Raw genomic sequence first — 20,425 nt, forward strand, 5'->3', positions numbered from 1 at the left:
GCTGGCGCATTGAGGGGATGTATCTGACTTTGCAAAGAGGTTCCGGTTTTGCGCACGTCTCGGGAAGCGGGATAGCCAAACCCCGCTCCTGCTTTATGAATTAATGCTGGGTTTTCCCGATCAGGCGCGACCGCAGGGAATTCGAGATGTGGTCGAACAGGAAAACCACGAAGAGAATGAGCAGCACCATATAAGCGACCTTGTCCCAGTCGGCATTGGTACCCATCGCTTCCAGCAGTTTCAAACCGATGCCGCCAGCACCAACCGCACCGATGATCGTGGCTGAACGGGTGTTGCTTTCCCAGAAATAAAGCGACTGGGAAATGAAGACCGGCAGGACCTGCGGAAGCACGCCGAAACGATTGACGGCAATGGGGGAAGCGCCAACCGATTTGACGCCCTCGCGCTGCTTGTCGTCAACATTCTCCAGCGCCTCGGCATAGACCTTGCCGAGCGCGCCGGTATCGGTGAAAAAGATCGCGGCAATGCCGGGGATCGGCCCCGGACCGAAGCTGCGGGTGAAAAACAGCGCCCAGATCAGCATGTCGATCGAGCGCAGGAAGTCGAACAGACGCTTCATGCCCCAGTTGGCGGCCCTGTTGGCGGTGATATTGCGTGCGGCGAGAAAAGCGAGCGGCAGGGCAACGAGCGTGCCGAACAGCGTGCCCACAAAGGCCATCACCAGCGTCTGCATCAGCTTGGAAAGAATATCGGCGTGCTGCCAGACACCATTGTCGAGGAAATCATCGACCATGTGGCTTATGTTTGAGCGCGTGGGATCGAGCCTTTCCCCCCACAGCGCCAGTGCGGCAAGGTCGCCGTAGCTCTTGCCCCAGAATTCCGATTTGGTATCGAACAGGAAGTTCGCCCACCCGAGGAACCGCCGCTGCACGTAAACCTGGCTGGTGCGGATTTCCGCCTGTCCGGCAAAACCGTAGTGCACGAGAACCTTGTTGCCGTCCTGCGTGATCTCTTGCGGCAGGACCTCAGGCGCCAGAGCCTTGTCGCCATTGATGATGACGGGATAGTTCTTGCCGTCCACATAGACGTCCACCCGGGTCGGCGTTACGTCCAGACGGTTTTGCGTACCCGCATAAACGACGCTGTAGCCACCATCCGGCAAGGGTTGCAGCCAGTCGATCGGCGCATCGGCGGGATATTGCATCCGGCTTGACCACTGCGGGTTCACCTTGCCGTCTTCGAAACGAAGGCGTGGCTGGGCCCGCCAGGAATACCAGTCCTGAATGTAGCTCGAAGCGCGATCCCATCGGCCCTGCATGAAAGCGGGGCCGACATTGAAGAAGAAAAAGCAGGCGGTGAGATAGACGAGGACGGCGACAATACCGGTCAGCAAGCCGTATCGCTGCATGAATCCGCGATTGAAAATTGCGGGATGTGCGGCCGTCAGCCTCTCGCGGTCTGCGGTATTGAGAATGAAGCTGGACGACATCAGGCCGCTCCCCGTCCGAATTCGAAGGATTGATGGCCGATCAGCCTGCGGCGCAACCAGCTTGAAAACTGGTCTACGGCGATGATGGTGATCAGCAGCAGGATGATGATGGCATAGGTCTTGGAGGCGTGATCGTTACCGATCGACAGCCGGAAGACCTCGCCAATGCCGCCACCACCAACGGCGCCGATGATGGTCGAGGCGCGTACGTTGATTTCGGCACGCAGCAATGCATAGGACACGAAATTGGGCAGGACCTGCGGCACGATGGCAAAGCGCACTCGCTCCAGCCAGTTGGCACCCGCGGCACGCAGCCCTTCATCCGCCTTCATGTCGGCATTTTCCACGACTTCGAAGAATAGCTTCCCCAGAGCCCCGATGGTGTGCACGGAAATCGCGATGATCGCCGCGATCGGCCCGATCGATAAGATGGCAGTCAGCAATCCCGCGACGACGATCTCCGGAAAGGCGCGCAGGATCTCCATTACCCGGCGTACCACCCAGCGCACGAGGCCGGCACCGATAAGGTTGGTGGAGGCAAAGAAGCACAGCACAAATGCGAAGGTCGTGCCTATTATCGTCGAGACCAGCGCGATGTTGAGCGTGATGATCAGCTGATAGACGAAATGCGGTATGTAGAAACCGTTGGTGATGTAAACGCGATCCGCGACATAGTTGTATTTCAGCGAACCGTTGTCATAGGGCGACGGCAGGTCGAACATCGCCCGGAAGACCTCGAGCGGGCTATCCGGCACGAATGTTTTCATGAAGTCGAAAAAATATGGCAGGCGCTCGAAGAACTTGCCCGAATTGGCCTCATTGGCGAAATTCAGTGAGGCGGCAAGGACGATGAGGAAGATAACGAGCGACATAACGGTATAAATCCGCCGTGTCCTAAGCTGCTGTTGATAATGACGCATCACCGTTCGGGACGATGCGCTCAATCCCTCGGGCGTGAGGGTACCATGTTGCAGTGTGGTCGCCATGCCGCTTTCCTTTATTGGCAAAAGCGGCGGTGCCGCAAGGCACCGCCGCTTCCGGATATGATCTGAGGATCAGCCGCCGATAACGGACTTACGAGCGTCGATGATCGTCTGGTAGAAAGCCGGGTCGACCTTGATGTAGGCAGTGTTCTTGCCCTGGGTGTAACCCTGGAAGCAGGCGAGATCCTTCTTCGGCAGTTCCATGAAGAAGTCTTCGACCTTCTGCTTCATGCTGTCACCGATCTTGTTCGCAACGAGAAGCGGACCGTTCGGGATCAGCGGGGACTTCCAGACCTGAACGATATCGTCCATGTCGAGGTTGCCCTTCTTGACCATCTGGTGAAGGTTGCCGCCGGAGTAGCCTTCTTCCCACTTGCCGACGCCCGAACCGAATGTCGTGCCGACGTCGAACTTTTTGTCGAGAACGGCGAGAACGAGGTTCTCATGGCCGCCGCCGAAGCCGGTTTCGGAGAAATATTCCTTGACCGGAACGCCGGTTTCCTTCGGGATCGATACGTTCGGGACGAGGAAGCCCGAGGTGGAGTCAGGGTCGGCGAAGCCGATCTTCTTGCCCTTGGCGTCAGCCAGAGACTTGATGCCGCTGTCCTTGCGGGCAACCATGATCGTGTAGTAGCCGCTGGAACCGTCAGAGCCGGTATAGGTCAGGATCGGATCGACGGCCTTGGGATCGGCAATGGCGATCTTGGCGTAGGAAGAAGCGCCCATGGATGCAATGTCGATGGTGCCGCCGAGCAGGCCCTGGATAACGCCGTTATAGTCCGGCGACGGGAAAACCTGAACTTCGGAAACGCCGGTTGCAGCCTTGAGGCCATCCGCAACGCACTTCGTGTTGCGGATCTGGTCGGCTTCATTTTCCGAACCGTCGAGGCCGATACGCAGGACCTTGACGTCCTGAGCCATGGCCGAACCGGCCAGAACGCCAAGGGCGACTGCCGAAAGAAGGATTTTCTTCAACATGGACTTTCTCCTGTTTCCCGGCGAGCCGGAGTTTGTTGTGAAGTATCGGCCCTTGACGCGGGCGCAAACGATGCTGAGCGGTTCCTCAGAGCCCGGCGAGAGCCAGCGGTTCGGGACCGGCAGATTGCTGAACCGGACGCGCGGCAAGCTGCGCGCCGGGAATATTGATGCTGGTCGAGGTCATGGTCTCGTCGATGCCGGCGCCGTGTGAATCCGTGCCGTAAATCTCGGTGACCGCCGCCGCCGTCAGTTCGGCGGGTGTTCCGTCGAAAACGACTCGACCCTGCGACATGCCGATAATGCGTTCGCAATAATTGCGCGCCGTATCCAGCGTATGCAGATTCGTTATGACGGTGATGCCTTCACGCTCGTTGATGTCGCGCAGGGCGTCCATGACGATCTTGGCGTTCAGGGGATCGAGAGAGGCGATCGGCTCGTCGGCGAGAACCATCTTCGGAGACTGCATTAGTGCCCGGGCGATAGCGACGCGCTGCTGCTGGCCGCCGGAAAGCGTGCCCGCCGCCTGCATGGCTACGTGCTCGATGCCGAGCCACTCGAGGGCGGCAATCGCCATCAGGCGCTCTTCATCCGTGAAGATGTTGAACAGGCTGAGCACGGTCGAACGGTGGTTCAGGCGGCCGAGCATGACATTGGTGAGCACGTCGAGACGCGGCACCAGATTGAACTGCTGGAAGATCATCGCGCAGTCGCGCTGCCAGTTGCGCAGGGCGGCACCCTTCAGCGAAGAGACTTCCGTGTCGTTGAAGTGAATGGAACCCGAGGAGGGATCGACGAGGCGGTTGATCATGCGCAGCAGCGTTGACTTTCCTGCGCCAGAACGTCCAATCACGCCAACCATCTGGCCTTGCGGAATTTCCACATTCACGGAATCGACCGCAGTGTGGTTGCCGAAACGGCGCGTGACTTGCTTCAGGTGAAAGCTCATTTCCCCGTCCAATCTTCTTCTGATGGGGTTCGACCTAACAGCGGTGCGTGAAGCGTGAATGTCAGTTTGATGAAGAAAATATTACAGAATGCGCAGATAAGGCGTGCGCGTGGTCGCCTGCGAACCTTTTAGTAGTCGTGCCACCGGATTGAGGCCGGCGGGTGTCTCGCAGACATTGTTAGGGAGACCCCGGAGCATGACCCCGGAATCTGCAGTTTCTTCGGTGTGGGGCGATTTTACCCGGCGTATTTCGCCACGAAATCCTCGGCGGCGAGGGTGCGGAAATCGTCCAGTGCGCCGCGCAGCGTTGCGTGGTCCCAGTCCCACCATTTGAGATCGTCCATGCGCTGGCCAAGGTCCGCCGGGAAGCGGTTCCTGATCAGCCGGGCGGGTACGCCGCCGACGATGGTATAGGGCGCAACGTCTTTCGACACGACCGCACCGGCCCCGATTACCGCACCGTTTCCGATTGTGACGCCAGGCAGGATGGTCGCGCCATGGCCGATCCAGACATCGTGGCCGATCACCACGCGCTTGGCGCGGCGGGCGGCGAAGAAGTCATTTTCATCATCGGCGTCGTCCCAATAATTGCGGGCACGGTAGGTGAAATGGTGAAGTGTGGCGCGCGACATCGGATGATTGGTCGCGTTGATGCGGACGGATGCGGCGATGTTGACGAATTTGCCGATGGTGGCGCACCAGATCGCACCGTCCTGCATGACATAGGAATAGTCGCCCATCTCCACTTCCTCGATGCGGCAGCGTTCCGAGATTTCGGTATAGCGGCCGATCGATGAATTGGTGACACGGGCACTTTCGTGGACAACAGGTTCGAGACCGACCTTCACACTCATGCCGCTGCCTTCCGGGGGGAGAATTGCGAGACATCCAGAACGCGATCGGCCACGGCTTCCCGCACTTCCTCGTCATGGAAAATACCGAGCAAGGCCGTCCCTTTGCGCTTCTTTTCCGCGATCATCTCCACGACCACCCGTCGGTTGGCGGCATCCAGGGATGCGGTCGGTTCATCGAGAAGCAGGATCGCGTGATCGGTGATGAAACCGCGTGCGATGTTGACGCGCTGCTGCTCGCCGCCGGAAAAGGTTGCTGGCGGCAGCGACCACAATTCCCGCGGCAGGTTGAGTTTCGAAAGCAGAACGGCTGCCTGCTCGCGGGCCTCTTCTGCGGCAACCTTGCGCGCAAAAAGCGGCTCGGCGACGACGTCGATCGCCGGAACGCGCGGCACGGTGCGCAGAAACTGGCTGACATACCCGATGGTGCGATGGCGAATCTCGAGGATGGTGCGCGGCGAGGCGCTGCCCATGTCGATGACCTGATCCTCGTGGCGGATGAGGATCTGGCCGCTGTCGATGGCATAATTGCCATAGAGCATTTTCAGGATCGAGCTTTTGCCGATGCCGGACGGGCCGCCGAGCACGACACATTCTCCGCCGGACACGGAGAAACTGACATCGCGGACAACAGGCAGTTCGATGCCATCGCGAAGATGCATGGTGAAGCTTTTAAAGACTTCCGAAACGATGAGGGGTGTCGGCATGGCGTCAAACCTGCAAAATGGAGGAAACAAGCAATTGCGTGTAGGGTTCGCGCGGATCATCCAGCACCCGGTCTGTCAGACCGTGTTCGATGACGTCACCACCCTTCATCACCATCATGCGATGGGAAAGCAGCCGCGCGACCGCCAGATCATGGGTGACGACGATAACGGCGAGGCCGAGATCGTTGACGAGACCACGCACGAGATCGAGCAGGCGTGCCTGCACCGAAACATCGAGGCCGCCGGTCGGTTCGTCCATGAAGACGAGGCGCGGTGAGGTCACCAGGTTGCGGGCAATCTGCAGACGCTGACGCATGCCGCCGGAAAAGGCGCGAGGCTGGTCGTCAATGCGGTCTGTGCCTATTTCCACCCGTTCCAGCCACTCGCTGGCTGATTGCCGGATATTGCCGTAATGCCGGTTACCGACAGCCATAAGCCGCTCGCCGACATTGGCGCCCGCCGAAACCGCCATGCGCAGTCCATCCGCTGGGTTCTGGTGCACGAAACCCCAGTCTGTCCGCATCAGGAAACGCCGTTCGGCCTCGCCCATATGATAGAGGTCTCGCACCGAGCCATCGCGCATGCGATATTCCACGCTGCCAGCCGTCGGCACGAGCCGTGTGGAAATGCAGTTGAGAAGCGTGGTCTTGCCGGAGCCGGATTCGCCGACGATTGCCAGAACCTCGCCCGGATAAAGCTCGAAGGAGACGTTGCGGCAACCGGCGCGGTCGCCGTAATATTTCGAAACGTCCCTGACTTTCAGAAGCGGTGCGTCGCTCATTCTGCGGCCTCCTTCACATCCGCCAGCAAATGGCCCTTGTGGCCATGGGCGCGGCGGTCTTCGCAATGGTCGGTATCGGAGCAGACGAACATCCGCCCGCCCTTGTCGTCCAGCACCACCTCGTCCAGATAGACATTCTCCCCGCCGCACAGCGCGCAGGGCTTGTCGAAGCTCTGGATTTCAAACGGATGGTCCTCGAAATCCAGGCTCACGACATCCGTGTAGGGTGGCACGGCATAGATGCGCTTTTCGCGCCCGGCCCCGAACAATTGCAGGGCGTCCGACAGGTGCATTTTCGGATTGTCGAACTTCGGGGTTGGCGAGGGGTCCATCACATAGCGCCCCGCAACCTTCACCGGATAGGCATAGGTGGTGGAGATACGGCCGTTGCGGGCGATGTCCTCATAAAGCTTGACGTGCATCAGACCGTATTCCTCCAGCGCATGCATGACGCGGGTTTCGGTCTCGCGCGGCTCGAGGAACCGCAAGGGTTCAGGAATGGGAACCTGATAGACAAGCACCTGCCCCGAATGCAGTTCTTCTTCGGGAATGCGGTGCCGCGTCTGGATGATGGTTGCATCCTTGGTGCGTGTGGTGACGGCGACATCAGCGACTTTCTGGAAGAAGGCGCGGATGGAAACGGCGTTGGTGGTGTCGTCGGCGCCCTGGTCGATAACCTTCAGGACATCGTCTGGACCGAGGATGGCGGCGGTCACCTGCACGCCGCCGGTGCCCCAGCCGTAAGGCATGGGCATTTCACGGGAAGCGAAGGGAACCTGATAACCGGGAATGGCAATTGCCTTAAGGATCGCCCGGCGGATCATCCGCTTGGTCTGTTCGTCCAGATAGGCGAAGTTGTAGGCAGCCAGCCCGTCGTCGAATGAAACTTCTTTAAGCATTGCGCGTTAACCTTGCGAAAAAAGGAGTACAAGCTCATGGAGATTGGAATTCTTGCAGCCGTGTTCTTTGCCGCTTTTGCAGCATTGACCGTCTTTTGCGCCTATTGGTTCGGCGAGCAGCACAGTCGCTGAGTCATTCGGCGGCATCGCTCATCCATTCCCCGGCATCGGTGTCGGTCGCATCGAAATCTGCGCGCATTTTGCGCACCAAGCCCAGTTCGGCCTGAAAATCCACGTAGTGCGGCAATTTCAGATGTTCGACAAAGCCCGTCGCCTGCACATTGTCGGCGTGCGAGATGACGAATTCCTCGTCCTGCGCCGGGGCAACCACATCCTCACCGAATTCAGCGGCGCGTAGCGCACGATCAACCAGCGACATGGCCATCGCCTTGCGCTCGCTCTGGCCGAACACCAGACCGTAACCGCGGGTGAATTGCGGAGGTGCCTTGGCAGAACCCTTGAACTGGTTGACCATCTGGCATTCAGTGACCTTGATGTCGCCGAGCGAGACAGCAAAACCGAGCTCCGGCACATCCAGTTCGACCTCCACCTCGCCGATGCGGATTTCACCGACGAAGGGGTGTGTGCGTCCGTAACCGCGCTGCGTCGAATAGGCGAGCGCCAGAAGAAAGCCCTCGTCGCCGCGTGCAAGCGATTGAAGGCGCAGGTCGCGCGCCATCGGAAACTCTATTGGTTCGCGTGTCAGATCGCCGGCAACGTGGTCGTCTGGCATGTCGCCGTCACTTTCGATCAAGCCTTCTTCGGCGAGAATGTCGGATACGCGCATGACGTATTCTGTCTCGCCCTCACGGATGGCAGGGATCTCGACAGCTCCGTCCTCCAGCAGCGAGGGATCGAGCAGGCGGTGGGTGTAATCGAAGGTCGGTCCCAGCAATTGCCCGCCGGGCAAATCCTTGTAGGTTGCCGAAACGCGCCGTTGGACCGTCATATTCGCAGTATCCACGGGAACAGAGTAGCCGAAACGGGGCAGGGTCGTGCGGTAGGCGCGCAGCAGGAAAATCGCTTCTATCATGTCGCCGCGAGACTGCTTGACGGCAAGGGCGGCCAGCGACTGGTCGTAAAGCGAAGCCTCCGCCATCACCCGGTCAACGGCGAGCGAAAGCTGCGAAACGATCTGCGCCACCGTCATGGCGGGCAGGTCGCGGTCTCCGCGCCGCTTGTCGGCCAGAAGCCGGTGGGCGTTGGCGATGGCGGTTTCCCCGCCTTTGACAGCAACATACATCTTATGCCTCCACGGGTTGAATGCGCGTCGTGCGCGGCAGGCAGACGAATTTGTCGCCAGCCGTCAGGATGACGTCGATGCCGCGCGGGAAGATGGCGTTGTTTTCCGCCCATAGCCTCGGGAATATGTCCGGCAGGCCGGATGGGCTAATGATGTTGATATGGCGGATGCCGGGGCCGGACAGCAGCAGTTCCCGTCCGCCGTCAAGATCGGGCAATTCAATGATGACCGTCGTGGAACGGTCGGGGTATTCCTGACTGCCTTGGGCAAAGAGACCGAAGGAGGCAATTGCGCTTCCCGCCTCAATGACGGCGAAATGCGCCGCGCTTTTTTCCTCTGTTGTAACCGCCCCGGTGTGAAACCCGATCCATCCCGGCACCGTGGTTTTGCGTAGCGCGCCGCTCAGCCAGACCGGCGTGTCATGATCGCAAAGTGCAAGAAGAACGGCGCCGCTGGCCGCACCAAGCGGCAGCGGCGGGGCAACTGTTGTTTCAATCGTTTGCGCTGTGCCTGGCCGGGCCATGCCGTCCATGAGCTTCTTGAAGATTCGCTGTGAATCGAAAACGGCGTCGGAAAAACCGCCCGTCAATGCTTCGGCTTTCACGCCCATCAATCCTCTCCTCGAACCATGGTGAAGAAATCCACACGAGTTGCGGTTGTTTCTTTCGTTTTCCGGTCTTTCTCCTCGGCCAGTCTTTTTTCGACCGGTGAAAGAAGCTCGGTCTCGATGAAGCCGCGTGTCGGGTTTTCCTGCCAGAGCGCATCGAAAACCGCAGCGTACCAGGCCTTCTTGCGACCGGTGCCGAGCACATGCGCATGGCCGACGGTGCCGGATGCGAGCTTCACGGTTGCCCGGGTCACGGTGGTTTCGCCCAGATTAAAGGGCGCACCGCCACCGCCGATACGGCCCTTGACCATCACGAGGCCGGTTTCAGGCCCCCGCACGTTTTCCGTCTGCGGGCTGGCATCCTGCCGGCTCCAGACCGCCTCAAGTTCCTGAACGGTGGCGCGGGCAAGAAGTGCTACCACCCGTTTCCTTTCCGCATGTGAATTCGCAGCTTCGTTATTCATCGCTTGACCTCTAATGTATATTGATATAGACAACTATACAATATAAGTTACAATTAACGTCGATGAATGACAAGCGTGTGACATGAGCCCTTCGGCAGCGATGAAAAGAAAGAACGGCGTGGCGCTCTGGCGACAGATCGCCGACAGGATCAGGGGCGAGATCGCAGCGGGCGATCACGACGAAACCGGCATGTTGCCGCCAGAAATGACGCTGGCCGAAAAATTCGGTGTCAACCGCCATACCGTCAGGAGCGCCATTGCCGCGCTGGCAAGCGAAGGCATTCTCGAGGCGAGGCAGGGGCGCGGCACGATGATTGCGCGCAAGGAACGACTGAGTTTTCCGATTTCACTGCGCACACGGTTCACGGCCGGTATCAGCGATCAGGTGAAGGATATGCAGGCGCTGCTTCTTTCCCACACCACCGAGCCGGCAAATGCCGACCTGGCGGCACGGCTGCAATTGCAGCCGGGTGCACCGCTTGTGCGTCTGGAAACCCTGCGAAAGGCCGACAGCCGGCCGGTTTCGCGCTCGACCACGTGGTTTCCGGCGGACCGTTTTTCAGGGATAGGGGAAGCCTATCAAAAAAGTGGGTCGATCACCGCCGCCTTCGAAATGCTGGGCGTCGCGGATTATGTGCGCATCTCTACCGTCATTTCCGCGAGCCACGCCGATACGCAGGATCTGGCCGATCTCGAATTGTCGCCGGGCGCAATACTGCTCGTCACTCAGGCGCTGAACGCGGATATGGACGGCATTCCCGTGCAATATGCCATCAGCCGGTTCTCGGCAGATACGGTTGAGTTTACCGTGGAAAATTAAGGCGCAGACATAGACTGAAGCGTTATTCTGCCTGCGAAAGGCCGAGAACATCCAGCATCGAGTAGAAGCCCGGCTTCTTGTCGAAGGCCCAGACCGCCGCCGCAATCGCGCCGCGTGCGAAGATGGAGCGGTCGCCGGCGTAGTGGGAAAGCTCGACGCGCTCTCCCTCGCCAGCGAAGATCACCGAATGTTCTCCGATCACCGAGCCGCCGCGCAGGGTCGCAAAACCGATTGTGCCCGCTTCGCGGGCACCCGTATGCCCGTCACGCACGCGAACGGAGGAGGTGGCGAGATCGACCTTGCGGCCCGCTGCCGCCGCTTCGCCGAGCAGCAGCGCTGTTCCGGAGGGCGCGTCCACCTTGTGTTTGTGGTGCATTTCAAGGATTTCGATATCCCAGTTCTGCGCATCCAGTGCCTTGGCGGCCTGCTGCGTCAAAACGCTGAGCAGATTGACGCCGAGGCTCATATTGCCCGATTTGACGATGCGGGCATGGCGTGACGCTGCCTTGAATTTTTCCTCGTCGCCCAGTGAGCAACCGGTGGTGCCGATGACGTGTACGATGCGGGCCTGCGCGGCGAGACCGGCGAAAGTGACGCTGGTTGCAGGCGAGGTGAAGTCGATCACCCCTTCCGCATGCAGGAATGCCTGCAAGGGATCGCTGGTGATCTTGATGCCGATTGGTCCGAGACCGGCAATCTCGCCGGCATCGCGGCCAACAAAAGCAGACCCTTCGCGTGCGACGGTGGCATGCAGCGTTACACCCGGTGTCTGGTGAATAAGGCGGATCAGCGCCTGTCCCATGCGGCCCGCCGCACCAACCACCACCAGTTTCATATCGCTGCCGCTCATGCCTTCACTCACTTTTCACGTGCTGCCGTTCAAGGTCGCCATTCAATTGACTGACCCATACCTCACCGACGTTAAAGACCGCCCGCCCGCTTCGCAAGTCTGTCCCAAGCGCAGATCAGGCTCTCCAGCGCCGCCCGTCGAGTGAAAGGCCGAAATCCGAAGGGGTGCGCGCGTAGGTGGCGAGACCGGAAAGGGCCGCCTGTGGATGGGTAACGACGAAGGTGGGAATGCTGCGCATCAGGGCACTGTGCGGCGCCTTGTCTTCGAACGCCGCCCGGAATTCAGGGCTTTTCAGCGCGGGAACGATTTTCTGCGAAATGCCACCTGCGAGATAGACACCGCCCTTGGCCATGAAGATCAGGGCAAGGTCACCCGCCACACGGCCGAGATAGGTGCTGAAAAGCGAAAGCGTCTCTTTCGCCTGCGGGTTCTGGCCCGAAAGCCCCTGCGAGGTTATGTCGGCCGGATCGGAAAAGATCGGCTCGATGCCATCGGCGGTGCAGATGGCCCGGTAAAGATTGACCAGCCCGCGCCCGCAAAGGATCTGTTCGCCGGCGATACGGCCCTCGATGGTCTCGATATGCGGAAAGACCGCATAGTCACGCGCGCTTCTGGGGCCGATATCGATGTGGCCGCCTTCGCCGGGTACGGGAAACCACATATGCCGGGCGTAAACCAGACCGGCAACGCCAAGGCCTGTGCCTGGTCCGAGAACGACGCGCGATGCCAGCATGTCTTTTTTGCCGGAGCCGATAGAATCGCGGTTGTCGTCGTCGAGCGCGGCAATAGCCAGTGCCTGCGCCTCGAAATCGTTGATGACGATGACGTCCTTCAGGCCGAGTTTGGCCAGCATATCCTTCGGCTTAACGACCCAATGGCAGTTGGTCAGCGGAATCTCGTCGCCTTCGATGGGGCCGGCGATCGCAAGGATGGTCGACACGGGCTGAAGCGAGGTCTTGTCCAGAACCGCCTGCTGGATGGCGTCGTCAATTGTCGGATATTCCGCTGTTTTCACGGTGCTGAGGTGCACCGGTTCCGCAAAGGAATCGATCAGAATGGAAAAGCGGGCATTGGTGCCGCCGATGTCGCCAAGAAGGATCGGAAAGGAAAGATATTCGGTATCGGACGTCTTCGGCATTACCTGTTCCATGTTGGCGCGTCATTCGGCGAGGTTGAAGTCGATCAGGTTTTCTGCGGTGGCGCGATTGAGCGCCATGGGAATATCGTAAACCGTGGCAAGCCGCGTCAGCGCCTTCACATCCACATCATGCGGCATCGCCGTCAGCGGGTCGGTGAAGAAGATAAGCATATCGACCTCACCGGTGGCGATCATCGCACCGATCTGCTGGTCGCCGCCAAGCGGGCCGCTTTTGAGGCGAATGACGCTGAGGCCGGGGCAGGCTTCCTGAACGCGCCCGCCGGTGGTGCCGGTGGCGACGATCTTGAAGCCGGAAAGCGCCTTTTGGTGATGACGCGCAAAATCCGCCATATCGTCTTTTTTCTCGTCGTGAGCGATGAGTGCGATACAGCGTTGTCCTGCCATGTCCCCAGCCTGTTCCCATAAAGAATTAAATCGATTTGAAGCCTTCTATAACAGCTTGTCCCCATTTGAAAAGGGAAGCTGTTTAATGCCGCATTTCTGTTTCAGTTCAATGTCGGGCGCTGGGTCGGAAGCGGAATATCCGCAGGTGGCTGAATGGCCGGAGCGTTCTGGATTATCTGTTCCACGCCTTGCTGGCGCACGGCCTGCGCCGGGGAATATGCCTGGGCAGCAAAACCTTCCGTATTGGCGGATGGGGCGGCGGCCACGGCGGCACAGGCTGCGGGCAGATCGGAGACCATGACCTGACGGGGTTTCACCGGCTTGGCATTGGGGTCTTTTTTCGGCGGCGCCCATGGTTCCTTGGTGAACCACCAGGCCAGCGACTTGTCGCAACCGTCACCTTTGCCAACTTCTGCCTGAGGTTTGCAGTTGGGCGCGCCGGGCGGGCATTCCAGCCGGATGTGGAAATGTTCGTCGTGACCGTAGATTGGCCTGATCTTGCCCATGAAGGTGCGGTCGCCGGTCCATGTCTGGCAGAGTTTCTGCTTGATTGCCGGGTTAACGAAGACCCGCTCCACCTGCGGATAGCTCGCTGCCATCATTACCAGCCGTGCATTGAGCGGCGACCATTTGCGGTCATCGACCGTCAGGAACTTGGACTTATCAAGCATGGAAATGAAAGGCAGCGTCTCGCGCTGCTGCACCGTCAGCCTCGGGTTCGGCATGGGCCGCCACCACACATCGACATCGAGGCCGATCTGGTGCGAGGCATGGCCTGTCAGCATCGGTCCACCGCGCGGCTGTGAGATATCGCCGAGCAACAGGCCCGGCCAGCCGATTTTCTGTGCATCCTGCGAAAACCGCTCGAGGAAGGAAATGAGCTGCGGTTGGCCCCAGTTGCGATTGCGGGAAAGGCGCATGGCTTGCCACGTCGGGCCATCTGCGGGCATTGCGATGGCGCCGGACTGACATCCCTTTGCATAGGAGCCGATCGGCTGGGAGCTATTCGCAGATGGCAGGTCGATGTGGCCGAATACTTCTTTCGCGGGCCTGTCCTCGGCCGATGCGATTTGCGTCTGCAACTGGAGCGCCGAAACGACCGAAATCGCCAGCATGGCCGCCTTGAAAACTCTGGATGATCCCGCCGTCATATATTCGTGCCCGTTCCGACTAAATGATTCTCTCGCCCCTCAGGATAAACTGGATCGGGATTTTGTTGAAACCATGTTTCAAGTCGCCCGCACCAAGGCATGCGAATAAAGGCCTCAATAAAGAGCTTGTGAGCCGGAGCATCTGTTTTTTGCCAATGTTTGTTTTATGCTCTCTTCAACAAACACGAAAACAGGGAACGTCCCGAATGAAATTGGCACCGTTGAAATCCCGGCTCCTCGTCGCTCTTGCGGCCTCCGCCATGCTGATGCCGGCGGCCGCCTCCGCACAGTCTGCGGATGTCTGGCGAAAGGGAATCTCGACGGTCGGTGAATTGAAACATCCCGATGGTTTTGATCATTTTGACTATGTGAACACCAAGGCGCCGAAAGGCGGCACGCTACGCCTGTCGACGTCGGGAACCTTCGACACGCTCAATCCGCTGCTCGCCAAGGGTGAGGCGGCTACAGGTCTTTCACTGGTTTTCGACACTCTGATGAAATCGACTGAAGAGGAACTCTCGGCCTCCTACGGTCTCCTGGCAGAGGGCGTGAGCTATCCCGACGATATCTCCAAAGCCACCTTCCGGCTGCGCGCAGAAGCGAAATGGGCCGACGGCAAGCCGGTGACGCCGGAAGATGTCGTCTTCAGTTTTGAAAAAGCCAAAGATCTCAGCCCGCAGCTTGCGACCTATTACACCCATGTCACCAAGGCAGAGGTGACGGGTGAAAGGGACATCACCTTTACCTTCGATGAAAAGAACAATCGCGAATTGCCGCAGATCGTTGGGCAGTTGCTGATTGTTCCCAAACACTGGTGGGAGGGCGTTGGTCCTGATGGCAAGCCGCGCGACATATCGCGTGGCACGCTGGAGCCGGTGATGGGGTCTGGCCCGTATAAAATAGCGTCGCTGTCTCCCGGATCGACGATGACCTATGAGCGACGTGACGACTATTGGGGCAAGGACATCAATGTGAATGTCGGCCAGCACAATTTCAAAACAATCACCTATACCTTCTTTGCCGATCAGGACGTCGAGTTCCAGGCTTTCAAATCAGGCACAGTCGATTTCCGGCAGGAAGCTTCTTCCAGCCGCTGGGTCACTGGTTATGATTTTCCGGCCGTCAAGGAAGGCCGCGTCACAAAGGAGGAATTGCCGAACATCTATCGCGCCGTCGGCATCATGCAGGCCTTCGTGCCGAACATGCGGCGGGAGAAGTTCCAGAACCCGAAACTGCGCAAGGCGCTCAACTATGCTTTCGACTTCGAAGAGCTGAACAGGACGCTGGCTTACGGTCAGTTTCAGCGCATCAACAGCTTTTTCATGGGCAGCGAGCTCGCCTCTTCCGGCCTGCCGACCGGTCGTGAACTCGAAATTCTTCAGGAGTTGAAGGATCAGGTGCCGCCGGAGGTCTTCACCACCGAATATAGCAATCCCGTCGCGGGTGAACCCGCCAAACAGCGTGACAATCTGCGCGAGGCGGTAAAGCTGATGAAGGAGGCCGGTTATGAGCTTCGCGGCAACCGCATGGTCAACGCGGCGAGCGGGCAGCCGCTGGATATGGAGTTTCTGATCGATTCCTCCGGCATGGAAAGAACCATCCTGCCCTATGTCCAGAACCTGAAGAAGATCGGCGTCAATGCGACCATCCGCACCGTCGATGCCTCGCAATATACCAACCGTACCCGCAGCTTCGATTTCGACGTTGCGGTCAAGCTCTGGGCGACGTCGGCAAATCCCGGAAACGAACAGGCGGATTTCTGGGGTTCGGCGGCGGCCGACCGGCAGGGTTCCAACAATCTCGCCGGCATCAAGAACCCTGCCGTCGACGCTTTGGTCAGGAAGGTCATATTTGCGCCCAACCGGGATGAGCAGGTGGCCGCCGCGCGGGCGCTTGACCGGGTGCTTCTGGCAAACAGCTACGTCATACCGCAATTTTATCGCGGCGAGATGTTCGTCGCTTACTGGAACACGCTCATCCGTCCGGAAAACCTGCCGCAATATGGCATCGGTTTTCCGGAAGCATGGTGGTCCAGCCAGGCCGCGAACTGACGCCCCGCTTGCTTTCGCGCCGAAGGCTTGATTCACATAGGGCGAGACGAATCGCTTGGATCGCGCAAGGCAGCGCTTTCAGGAAAGGACCGGGTTTGACAGAAACGAAAACCGCTGACGTATCAGCCGGGAGCAAAAGCTGATGGGCGCCTATATTCTCAGACGTCTGGCGCTGATGATCCCGACCATTATCGGCATTATGGGCATTTCGTTTCTTGTCATCCAGTTCGCGCCGGGCGGGCCGGTGGAACAGGTCGTCGCGCAACTGACTGGGCAGGGCGACAGCGCCTCCGACCGCCTCTCCGGCGGCGGCGATCTTATGGGCCAGTCCGGCGGTTTCGATGAAAGCGGCTCGAAATATCGCGGTGCGCAGGGCCTTGATCCGGAGCTGATCGCCAAGCTTGAGAAACAGTTCGGTTTCGACAAGCCGCCGCTCACCCGTTTTCTCGAAATGATGTGGAATTACATACGCTTCGATTTCGGCGACAGCTTCTTCCGCAATTCCTCGGTCATCGATCTCATCATCGACAAGCTGCCGGTCTCGATGTCGCTCGGCTTCTGGATCCTGATCATCTCCTACATGATCTCCATTCCACTCGGCATCAAGAAAGCCGTTTCCGACGGCTCGACCTTTGATATCTGGACATCAGGCATCATCATCATCGGTTATGCCGTTCCAAGCTTCCTGTTCGGCATTCTTCTCATCGTGCTTTTCGCCGGCGGATCGTTCTTCGACTGGTTCCCGCTGCGCGGTCTGGTATCGGACAATTTTGACCAGCTGAACTGGTGGCAGAAGATCATCGACTATTTCTGGCACCTGACCCTGCCGCTGATCGCGCTATCGCTTTCGGCTTTCGCGACGACGACGCTTCTGACGAAGAATTCCTTCATCGACGAGATCAAGAAGCAATATGTCGTGACCGCCCGCGCCAAGGGGCTCAGCGAACGCAAGGTTCTTTATGGCCACGTCTTCCGCAATGCTATGCTGATCGTGATCGCCGGTTTTCCGGGCGCCTTCATCTCGGCATTCTTCACCGGTTCGCTGCTGATCGAGAATATCTTCTCGCTGGATGGCCTAGGCCGCCTCGGCTATCTCTCGGTCGTCAATCGCGACTACCCGATCGTGTTCGGCACGCTCTTCATCTTTTCGCTGATGGGCCTCGTGGTCAGCCTCCTATCCGACCTTATCTACACATGGATCGATCCGCGAATCGATTTCGAGCGGAGGGACGTGTGATGACGCTTGCCCATACCGCCGCAACGGAAACATTGGTAAAGCCGAAGCGCCCGTGGTTTTCACCAACCACCAAGCGCCGCTGGCAGAATTTCAAGGCAAACCGGCGCGGTTACTGGTCCTTCTGGCTGTTCCTGATCCTGTTTTTCCTGAGCCTGATTGCGGAATTCATCGCCAATGACAAACCCATTTTCGCTTCCTACAAGGGCGAATTTCTGGTGCCGGTCATGGTCGATTATCCGGAGGAAAAGTTTGGCGGGTTCCTTGCCCAGACTGACTACAAATCCTCCTTCATTCAGGACGAGATCAACGCCAATGGCTGGATGATCTGGCCGCCGATCCGCTATTCCTATCAGACGGTCAATTCCAACATTCCGCATTCCGCCCCCACGGCACCATTCTGGCTGATGGATGAAAAGGACCGTTGCTCGGCCTATCCGCAGGGTAATGCCGATCCCGGCTGTACGCTCGGCAATCTCAATTGGCTCGGAACCGACAATCAAGCGCGCGACGTCACGGCGCGGATGATCTATGGCTTCCGTATTTCCGTGCTTTTCGGCCTGACGCTGACGATCGCATCCGCCCTCGTTGGGGTGACTGCCGGCGCCATCCAGGGTTACTTCGGCGGCTGGACGGACCTGCTGTTGCAGCGTTTCATTGAAATCTGGTCATCCATGCCAGTGCTTTACATCCTGCTGATCATCGCGGCTATTCTGCCGCCGGGTTTCTTCGTGCTGCTTGGCATCATGTTGCTGTTTTCATGGGTCGGCTTCGTCGGCATCGTGCGCGCGGAATTCCTGCGTGCCAGAAACTTCGAATATGTCCGCGCCGCCCGCGCCCTTGGTGTCGGCAACTGGACAATCATGTTCCGGCATCTTCTGCCAAACGCCATGGTGGCAACACTGACCTTCCTGCCGTTCATCCTCTCCGGCTCGATCACCACTTTGACCTCGCTCGATTTCCTCGGCTTCGGCATGCCGCCGGGATCGCCATCGCTGGGCGAGATGATCGCGCAGGGCAAGAACAATCTTCAGGCGCCCTGGCTTGGCCTCACGGCCTTCTTCACCATGTCCATCATGCTGTCGCTGCTGATCTTCGTCGGCGAGGCGGTGCGAGACGCCTTCGACCCACGCAAGACGTTCCGGTGATCGCCATGATGGAAACAAAGACCCAGCCGCTTCTCTCCGTCCGTGATCTCTCCGTTGCCTTTCATCAGGGTGGAGCGACCAGCGTCGCCGTAGATCATGTTTCCTTCGACCTGATGCCGGGCGAAGTTGTCGCCCTGGTCGGGGAATCCGGCTCCGGAAAATCGGTCACGGCGAACTCCATTCTCAAATTGCTGCCCTATCCGGCGGCGAGCCATCCTTCGGGCAAAATCCTGTTCGACGGCAAGGATATGCTGACCCTGCCGGAACGCGCGTTGCGCGCTGTTCGCGGCAACGACATCACCATGATTTTCCAGGAGCCGATGACCTCGCTCAACCCGCTCCACACCATCGAGCGGCAGATCGGCGAGATTCTGGAGCTGCATCAGGCAATCACCGGCGCTGAAGCGCGGGCGCGCACGCTGGAACTGTTATTGCAGGTGGGCATCCGCGAGCCGGAAAAGCGCCTGAAGGCCTATCCGCATGAATTGTCCGGCGGCCAGCGGCAGCGCGTGATGATCGCCATGGCGCTTGCCAACCGGCCGAAACTGCTGATCGCAGATGAACCCACGACCGCACTCGATGTAACCGTTCAGGCACAAATCCTTGAACTGCTGAGCGACCTCAAAAACCGGCACGGCATGTCCATGCTGTTCATCACCCACGATCTCGGCATTGTCCGTAAGTTTGCCGATCGTGTCTGCGTGATGACCAAGGGAAAGATCGTCGAGACCGGCACGGTGGAGCAGGTGTTTACCGATCCGCAGCATGCCTATACCCGCCATCTTCTGGCTGCCGAACCCAAGGGCGAGCCGCCGCTTTCCGATGCCAGCAAACCTGTCGTCATGCAGGGCGACGACATAAAAGTCTGGTTCCCGATCAAGGCGGGGCTGATGCGCAAGGTGGTCGACCACGTGAAGGCGGTTGACGGTATCGATATTACCCTGCGCGCAGGACAGACGGTTGGCGTCGTGGGCGAATCCGGCTCCGGCAAAACGACACTCGGTCTCGCCCTATCGCGTCTTATAGCGTCTGAGGGGCGTATCAGTTTCATCGGTCAGTCGATCGACAGCTATTCCTATGAAATGATGAAGCCCCTCAGAAATCGGCTTCAGGTGGTGTTTCAGGATCCTTACGGTTCGCTCAGCCCACGCATGTCGGTGGGCGAAATCGTTGCCGAGGGTCTGAAGGTGCACGAGCGACAGCTTTCCGCCGATGAGCGGGATACCCGCGTCGCCCAAGCGCTGGAAGAAGTCGGCCTCGACCCGGCGACGCGCTGGCGCTATCCGCATGAATTTTCCGGTGGCCAGCGTCAGCGTATCGCCATTGCCCGCGCCATGGTGTTGAAACCCCGCTTCGTCATGTTGGACGAGCCCACATCGGCGCTCGACATGAGCGTGCAGGCACAGGTGGTTGATCTCTTGCGCGATCTTCAGGCCCGCCACGAAGTCGCCTATCTCTTCATCAGTCATGACCTGAAGGTAGTTAAAGCGCTTGCCAACGACGTAATCGTCATGCGCAACGGCAAGGTGGTGGAGAGCGGCCCGGCAGCGGAGATATTCGCCGATCCGCAACAGGAATATACCAAGGCCTTGCTGGCTGCTGCTTTCAATATCGAGGCAGTCGAAACTAAAGCGGTGAGCCAGTAGCAGGCGCATTGCTGTTTCTATTAAGACGATGATTTTTCTGTTGCTTTGCGCAAAATGCCGACCCATGTTGCGG

General features: G+C 58.9%; 20 protein-coding genes. 5 read left to right on the forward strand and 15 right to left on the reverse strand.

What is annotated here, in order from left to right:
* Positions 1-100 precede the first annotated feature (100 nt).
* From phnE (ACZ5A6_RS13470) to phnG, 11 genes are all read right to left on the reverse strand, one after another.
* Positions 101-1,450: a phosphonate ABC transporter, permease protein PhnE gene (gene phnE, locus ACZ5A6_RS13470; protein ID WP_038489427.1), complete on the reverse strand. Its 1,350-nt coding sequence runs from the start codon at positions 1,448-1,450 to the stop codon at positions 101-103.
* Positions 1,450-2,436 carry a phosphonate ABC transporter, permease protein PhnE gene (phnE, locus tag ACZ5A6_RS13475; RefSeq protein ID WP_174060651.1) on the reverse strand — a complete coding sequence of 329 codons (987 nt, stop codon included), beginning with the start codon at positions 2,434-2,436 and terminating at the stop codon, positions 1,450-1,452. Before phnE (ACZ5A6_RS13475) ends, phnE (ACZ5A6_RS13470) begins: the two co-directional genes overlap by 1 nt.
* Positions 2,437-2,505: 69 nt before the next feature.
* Positions 2,506-3,411 (reverse strand): phosphonate ABC transporter substrate-binding protein, encoded by a 906-nt coding sequence (phnD, locus tag ACZ5A6_RS13480; protein WP_003514479.1) that lies wholly within the window; start codon positions 3,409-3,411, stop codon positions 2,506-2,508.
* A gap of 85 nt (positions 3,412-3,496) precedes the next feature.
* The gene (gene phnC / locus ACZ5A6_RS13485; RefSeq protein ID WP_174060652.1) at positions 3,497-4,357 is read right to left on the reverse strand and encodes a phosphonate ABC transporter ATP-binding protein; all 861 of its coding nucleotides are present in this window, start codon (positions 4,355-4,357) and stop codon (positions 3,497-3,499) included.
* Between the two features lie 236 nt (positions 4,358-4,593).
* Positions 4,594-5,211, reverse strand: coding sequence for a transferase hexapeptide repeat family protein (locus tag ACZ5A6_RS13490; protein WP_003514484.1), 618 nt, complete (start codon positions 5,209-5,211; stop codon positions 4,594-4,596).
* Positions 5,208-5,915: a phosphonate C-P lyase system protein PhnL gene (gene phnL, locus ACZ5A6_RS13495; protein WP_003514486.1), complete on the reverse strand. Its 708-nt coding sequence runs from the start codon at positions 5,913-5,915 to the stop codon at positions 5,208-5,210. The genes ACZ5A6_RS13490 and phnL overlap by 4 nt, the downstream gene beginning before the upstream one ends.
* 4 nt (positions 5,916-5,919) lie before the next feature.
* A complete protein-coding gene (gene phnK / locus ACZ5A6_RS13500) occupies positions 5,920-6,696 on the reverse strand; it encodes a phosphonate C-P lyase system protein PhnK (RefSeq protein WP_003514488.1) in 777 nt (258 codons plus the stop codon).
* The gene (locus ACZ5A6_RS13505) at positions 6,693-7,595 is read right to left on the reverse strand and encodes an alpha-D-ribose 1-methylphosphonate 5-phosphate C-P-lyase PhnJ (RefSeq protein WP_003514490.1); all 903 of its coding nucleotides are present in this window, start codon (positions 7,593-7,595) and stop codon (positions 6,693-6,695) included. Before ACZ5A6_RS13505 ends, phnK begins: the two co-directional genes overlap by 4 nt.
* A gap of 133 nt (positions 7,596-7,728) precedes the next feature.
* On the reverse strand, positions 7,729-8,838 hold the full coding sequence (locus tag ACZ5A6_RS13510) for a carbon-phosphorus lyase complex subunit (RefSeq protein ID WP_111804248.1): 1,110 nt from the start codon (positions 8,836-8,838) through the stop codon (positions 7,729-7,731).
* A 1-nt stretch (position 8,839) separates the two neighbouring features.
* Complete coding sequence (gene phnH, locus ACZ5A6_RS13515; protein WP_013635274.1) at positions 8,840-9,448, reverse strand: phosphonate C-P lyase system protein PhnH; 609 nt, start codon at positions 9,446-9,448, stop codon at positions 8,840-8,842.
* Positions 9,448-9,909, reverse strand: coding sequence for a phosphonate C-P lyase system protein PhnG (gene phnG, locus ACZ5A6_RS13520; RefSeq protein ID WP_174060653.1), 462 nt, complete (start codon positions 9,907-9,909; stop codon positions 9,448-9,450). Before phnG ends, phnH begins: the two co-directional genes overlap by 1 nt.
* A gap of 82 nt (positions 9,910-9,991) precedes the next feature.
* Between phnG and phnF the strand changes: the two genes are divergently transcribed.
* Entirely contained in the window at positions 9,992-10,729 is a 738-nt protein-coding gene (phnF, locus tag ACZ5A6_RS13525; RefSeq protein WP_003514498.1) for a phosphonate metabolism transcriptional regulator PhnF, read from the forward strand.
* Between the two features lie 22 nt (positions 10,730-10,751).
* On the opposite strand, the gene dapB is transcribed toward phnF, so the two are convergent.
* The 4 genes from dapB to mepA form a co-directional block, all read right to left on the reverse strand.
* Positions 10,752-11,579, reverse strand: a complete 828-nt coding sequence (dapB, locus tag ACZ5A6_RS13530) for a 4-hydroxy-tetrahydrodipicolinate reductase (RefSeq protein WP_013635276.1) — start codon at positions 11,577-11,579, stop codon at positions 10,752-10,754.
* A 115-nt stretch (positions 11,580-11,694) separates the two neighbouring features.
* Positions 11,695-12,717 carry a glucokinase gene (locus ACZ5A6_RS13535; RefSeq protein ID WP_174060654.1) on the reverse strand — a complete coding sequence of 341 codons (1,023 nt, stop codon included), beginning with the start codon at positions 12,715-12,717 and terminating at the stop codon, positions 11,695-11,697.
* A 21-nt stretch (positions 12,718-12,738) separates the two neighbouring features.
* On the reverse strand, positions 12,739-13,122 hold the full coding sequence (locus ACZ5A6_RS13540) for a methylglyoxal synthase (protein WP_013635278.1): 384 nt from the start codon (positions 13,120-13,122) through the stop codon (positions 12,739-12,741).
* 101 nt (positions 13,123-13,223) lie between these two features.
* Positions 13,224-14,273 (reverse strand): penicillin-insensitive murein endopeptidase, encoded by a 1,050-nt coding sequence (gene mepA, locus ACZ5A6_RS13545; RefSeq protein WP_013635279.1) that lies wholly within the window; start codon positions 14,271-14,273, stop codon positions 13,224-13,226.
* Positions 14,274-14,479: 206 nt separating this feature from the next.
* Here mepA and ACZ5A6_RS13550 point away from each other — a divergent pair, with 206 nt between their 5' ends.
* The 4 genes from ACZ5A6_RS13550 to ACZ5A6_RS13565 all read left to right on the forward strand — a co-directional run bounded on the left by ACZ5A6_RS13550 (position 14,480) and on the right by ACZ5A6_RS13565 (position 20,352).
* Positions 14,480-16,324 (forward strand): extracellular solute-binding protein, encoded by a 1,845-nt coding sequence (locus ACZ5A6_RS13550; RefSeq protein ID WP_065688428.1) that lies wholly within the window; start codon positions 14,480-14,482, stop codon positions 16,322-16,324.
* A 142-nt stretch (positions 16,325-16,466) separates the two neighbouring features.
* Positions 16,467-17,561 carry a microcin C ABC transporter permease YejB gene (locus ACZ5A6_RS13555; protein WP_003514512.1) on the forward strand — a complete coding sequence of 365 codons (1,095 nt, stop codon included), beginning with the start codon at positions 16,467-16,469 and terminating at the stop codon, positions 17,559-17,561.
* Positions 17,561-18,706 (forward strand): ABC transporter permease, encoded by a 1,146-nt coding sequence (locus ACZ5A6_RS13560; RefSeq protein ID WP_003514514.1) that lies wholly within the window; start codon positions 17,561-17,563, stop codon positions 18,704-18,706. Before ACZ5A6_RS13555 ends, ACZ5A6_RS13560 begins: the two co-directional genes overlap by 1 nt.
* 5 nt (positions 18,707-18,711) lie before the next feature.
* Complete coding sequence (locus tag ACZ5A6_RS13565; RefSeq protein ID WP_464110962.1) at positions 18,712-20,352, forward strand: ABC transporter ATP-binding protein; 1,641 nt, start codon at positions 18,712-18,714, stop codon at positions 20,350-20,352.
* Positions 20,353-20,425 lie beyond the last annotated feature (73 nt).

Source organism: Agrobacterium sp. 6Ca8, assembly GCF_055382765.1.

Coding starts and splice junctions, on each gene's coding strand:
- phnC (WP_174060652.1), bottom strand. CDS start 4,357: ATGAGCTTTCACCTGAAGCAAGTCACGCGCCGTTTCGGCAACCACACT.
- ACZ5A6_RS13560 (WP_003514514.1), top strand. CDS start 17,561: ATGACGCTTGCCCATACCGCCGCAACGGAAACATTGGTAAAGCCGAAG.
- phnE (WP_038489427.1), bottom strand. CDS start 1,450: ATGTCGTCCAGCTTCATTCTCAATACCGCAGACCGCGAGAGGCTGACG.
- phnD (WP_003514479.1), bottom strand. CDS start 3,411: ATGTTGAAGAAAATCCTTCTTTCGGCAGTCGCCCTTGGCGTTCTGGCC.
- phnL (WP_003514486.1), bottom strand. CDS start 5,915: ATGCCGACACCCCTCATCGTTTCGGAAGTCTTTAAAAGCTTCACCATG.
- ACZ5A6_RS13540 (WP_013635278.1), bottom strand. CDS start 13,122: ATGGCAGGACAACGCTGTATCGCACTCATCGCTCACGACGAGAAAAAA.
- ACZ5A6_RS13555 (WP_003514512.1), top strand. CDS start 16,467: ATGGGCGCCTATATTCTCAGACGTCTGGCGCTGATGATCCCGACCATT.
- mepA (WP_013635279.1), bottom strand. CDS start 14,273: ATGACGGCGGGATCATCCAGAGTTTTCAAGGCGGCCATGCTGGCGATT.
- ACZ5A6_RS13505 (WP_003514490.1), bottom strand. CDS start 7,595: ATGCTTAAAGAAGTTTCATTCGACGACGGGCTGGCTGCCTACAACTTC.
- ACZ5A6_RS13535 (WP_174060654.1), bottom strand. CDS start 12,717: ATGCCGAAGACGTCCGATACCGAATATCTTTCCTTTCCGATCCTTCTT.
- ACZ5A6_RS13565 (WP_464110962.1), top strand. CDS start 18,712: ATGATGGAAACAAAGACCCAGCCGCTTCTCTCCGTCCGTGATCTCTCC.
- phnF (WP_003514498.1), top strand. CDS start 9,992: ATGAGCCCTTCGGCAGCGATGAAAAGAAAGAACGGCGTGGCGCTCTGG.
- ACZ5A6_RS13510 (WP_111804248.1), bottom strand. CDS start 8,838: ATGTATGTTGCTGTCAAAGGCGGGGAAACCGCCATCGCCAACGCCCAC.
- ACZ5A6_RS13490 (WP_003514484.1), bottom strand. CDS start 5,211: ATGAGTGTGAAGGTCGGTCTCGAACCTGTTGTCCACGAAAGTGCCCGT.
- dapB (WP_013635276.1), bottom strand. CDS start 11,579: ATGAGCGGCAGCGATATGAAACTGGTGGTGGTTGGTGCGGCGGGCCGC.
- ACZ5A6_RS13550 (WP_065688428.1), top strand. CDS start 14,480: ATGAAATTGGCACCGTTGAAATCCCGGCTCCTCGTCGCTCTTGCGGCC.
- phnK (WP_003514488.1), bottom strand. CDS start 6,696: ATGAGCGACGCACCGCTTCTGAAAGTCAGGGACGTTTCGAAATATTAC.
- phnH (WP_013635274.1), bottom strand. CDS start 9,448: ATGGGCGTGAAAGCCGAAGCATTGACGGGCGGTTTTTCCGACGCCGTT.
- phnG (WP_174060653.1), bottom strand. CDS start 9,909: ATGAATAACGAAGCTGCGAATTCACATGCGGAAAGGAAACGGGTGGTA.
- phnE (WP_174060651.1), bottom strand. CDS start 2,436: ATGGCGACCACACTGCAACATGGTACCCTCACGCCCGAGGGATTGAGC.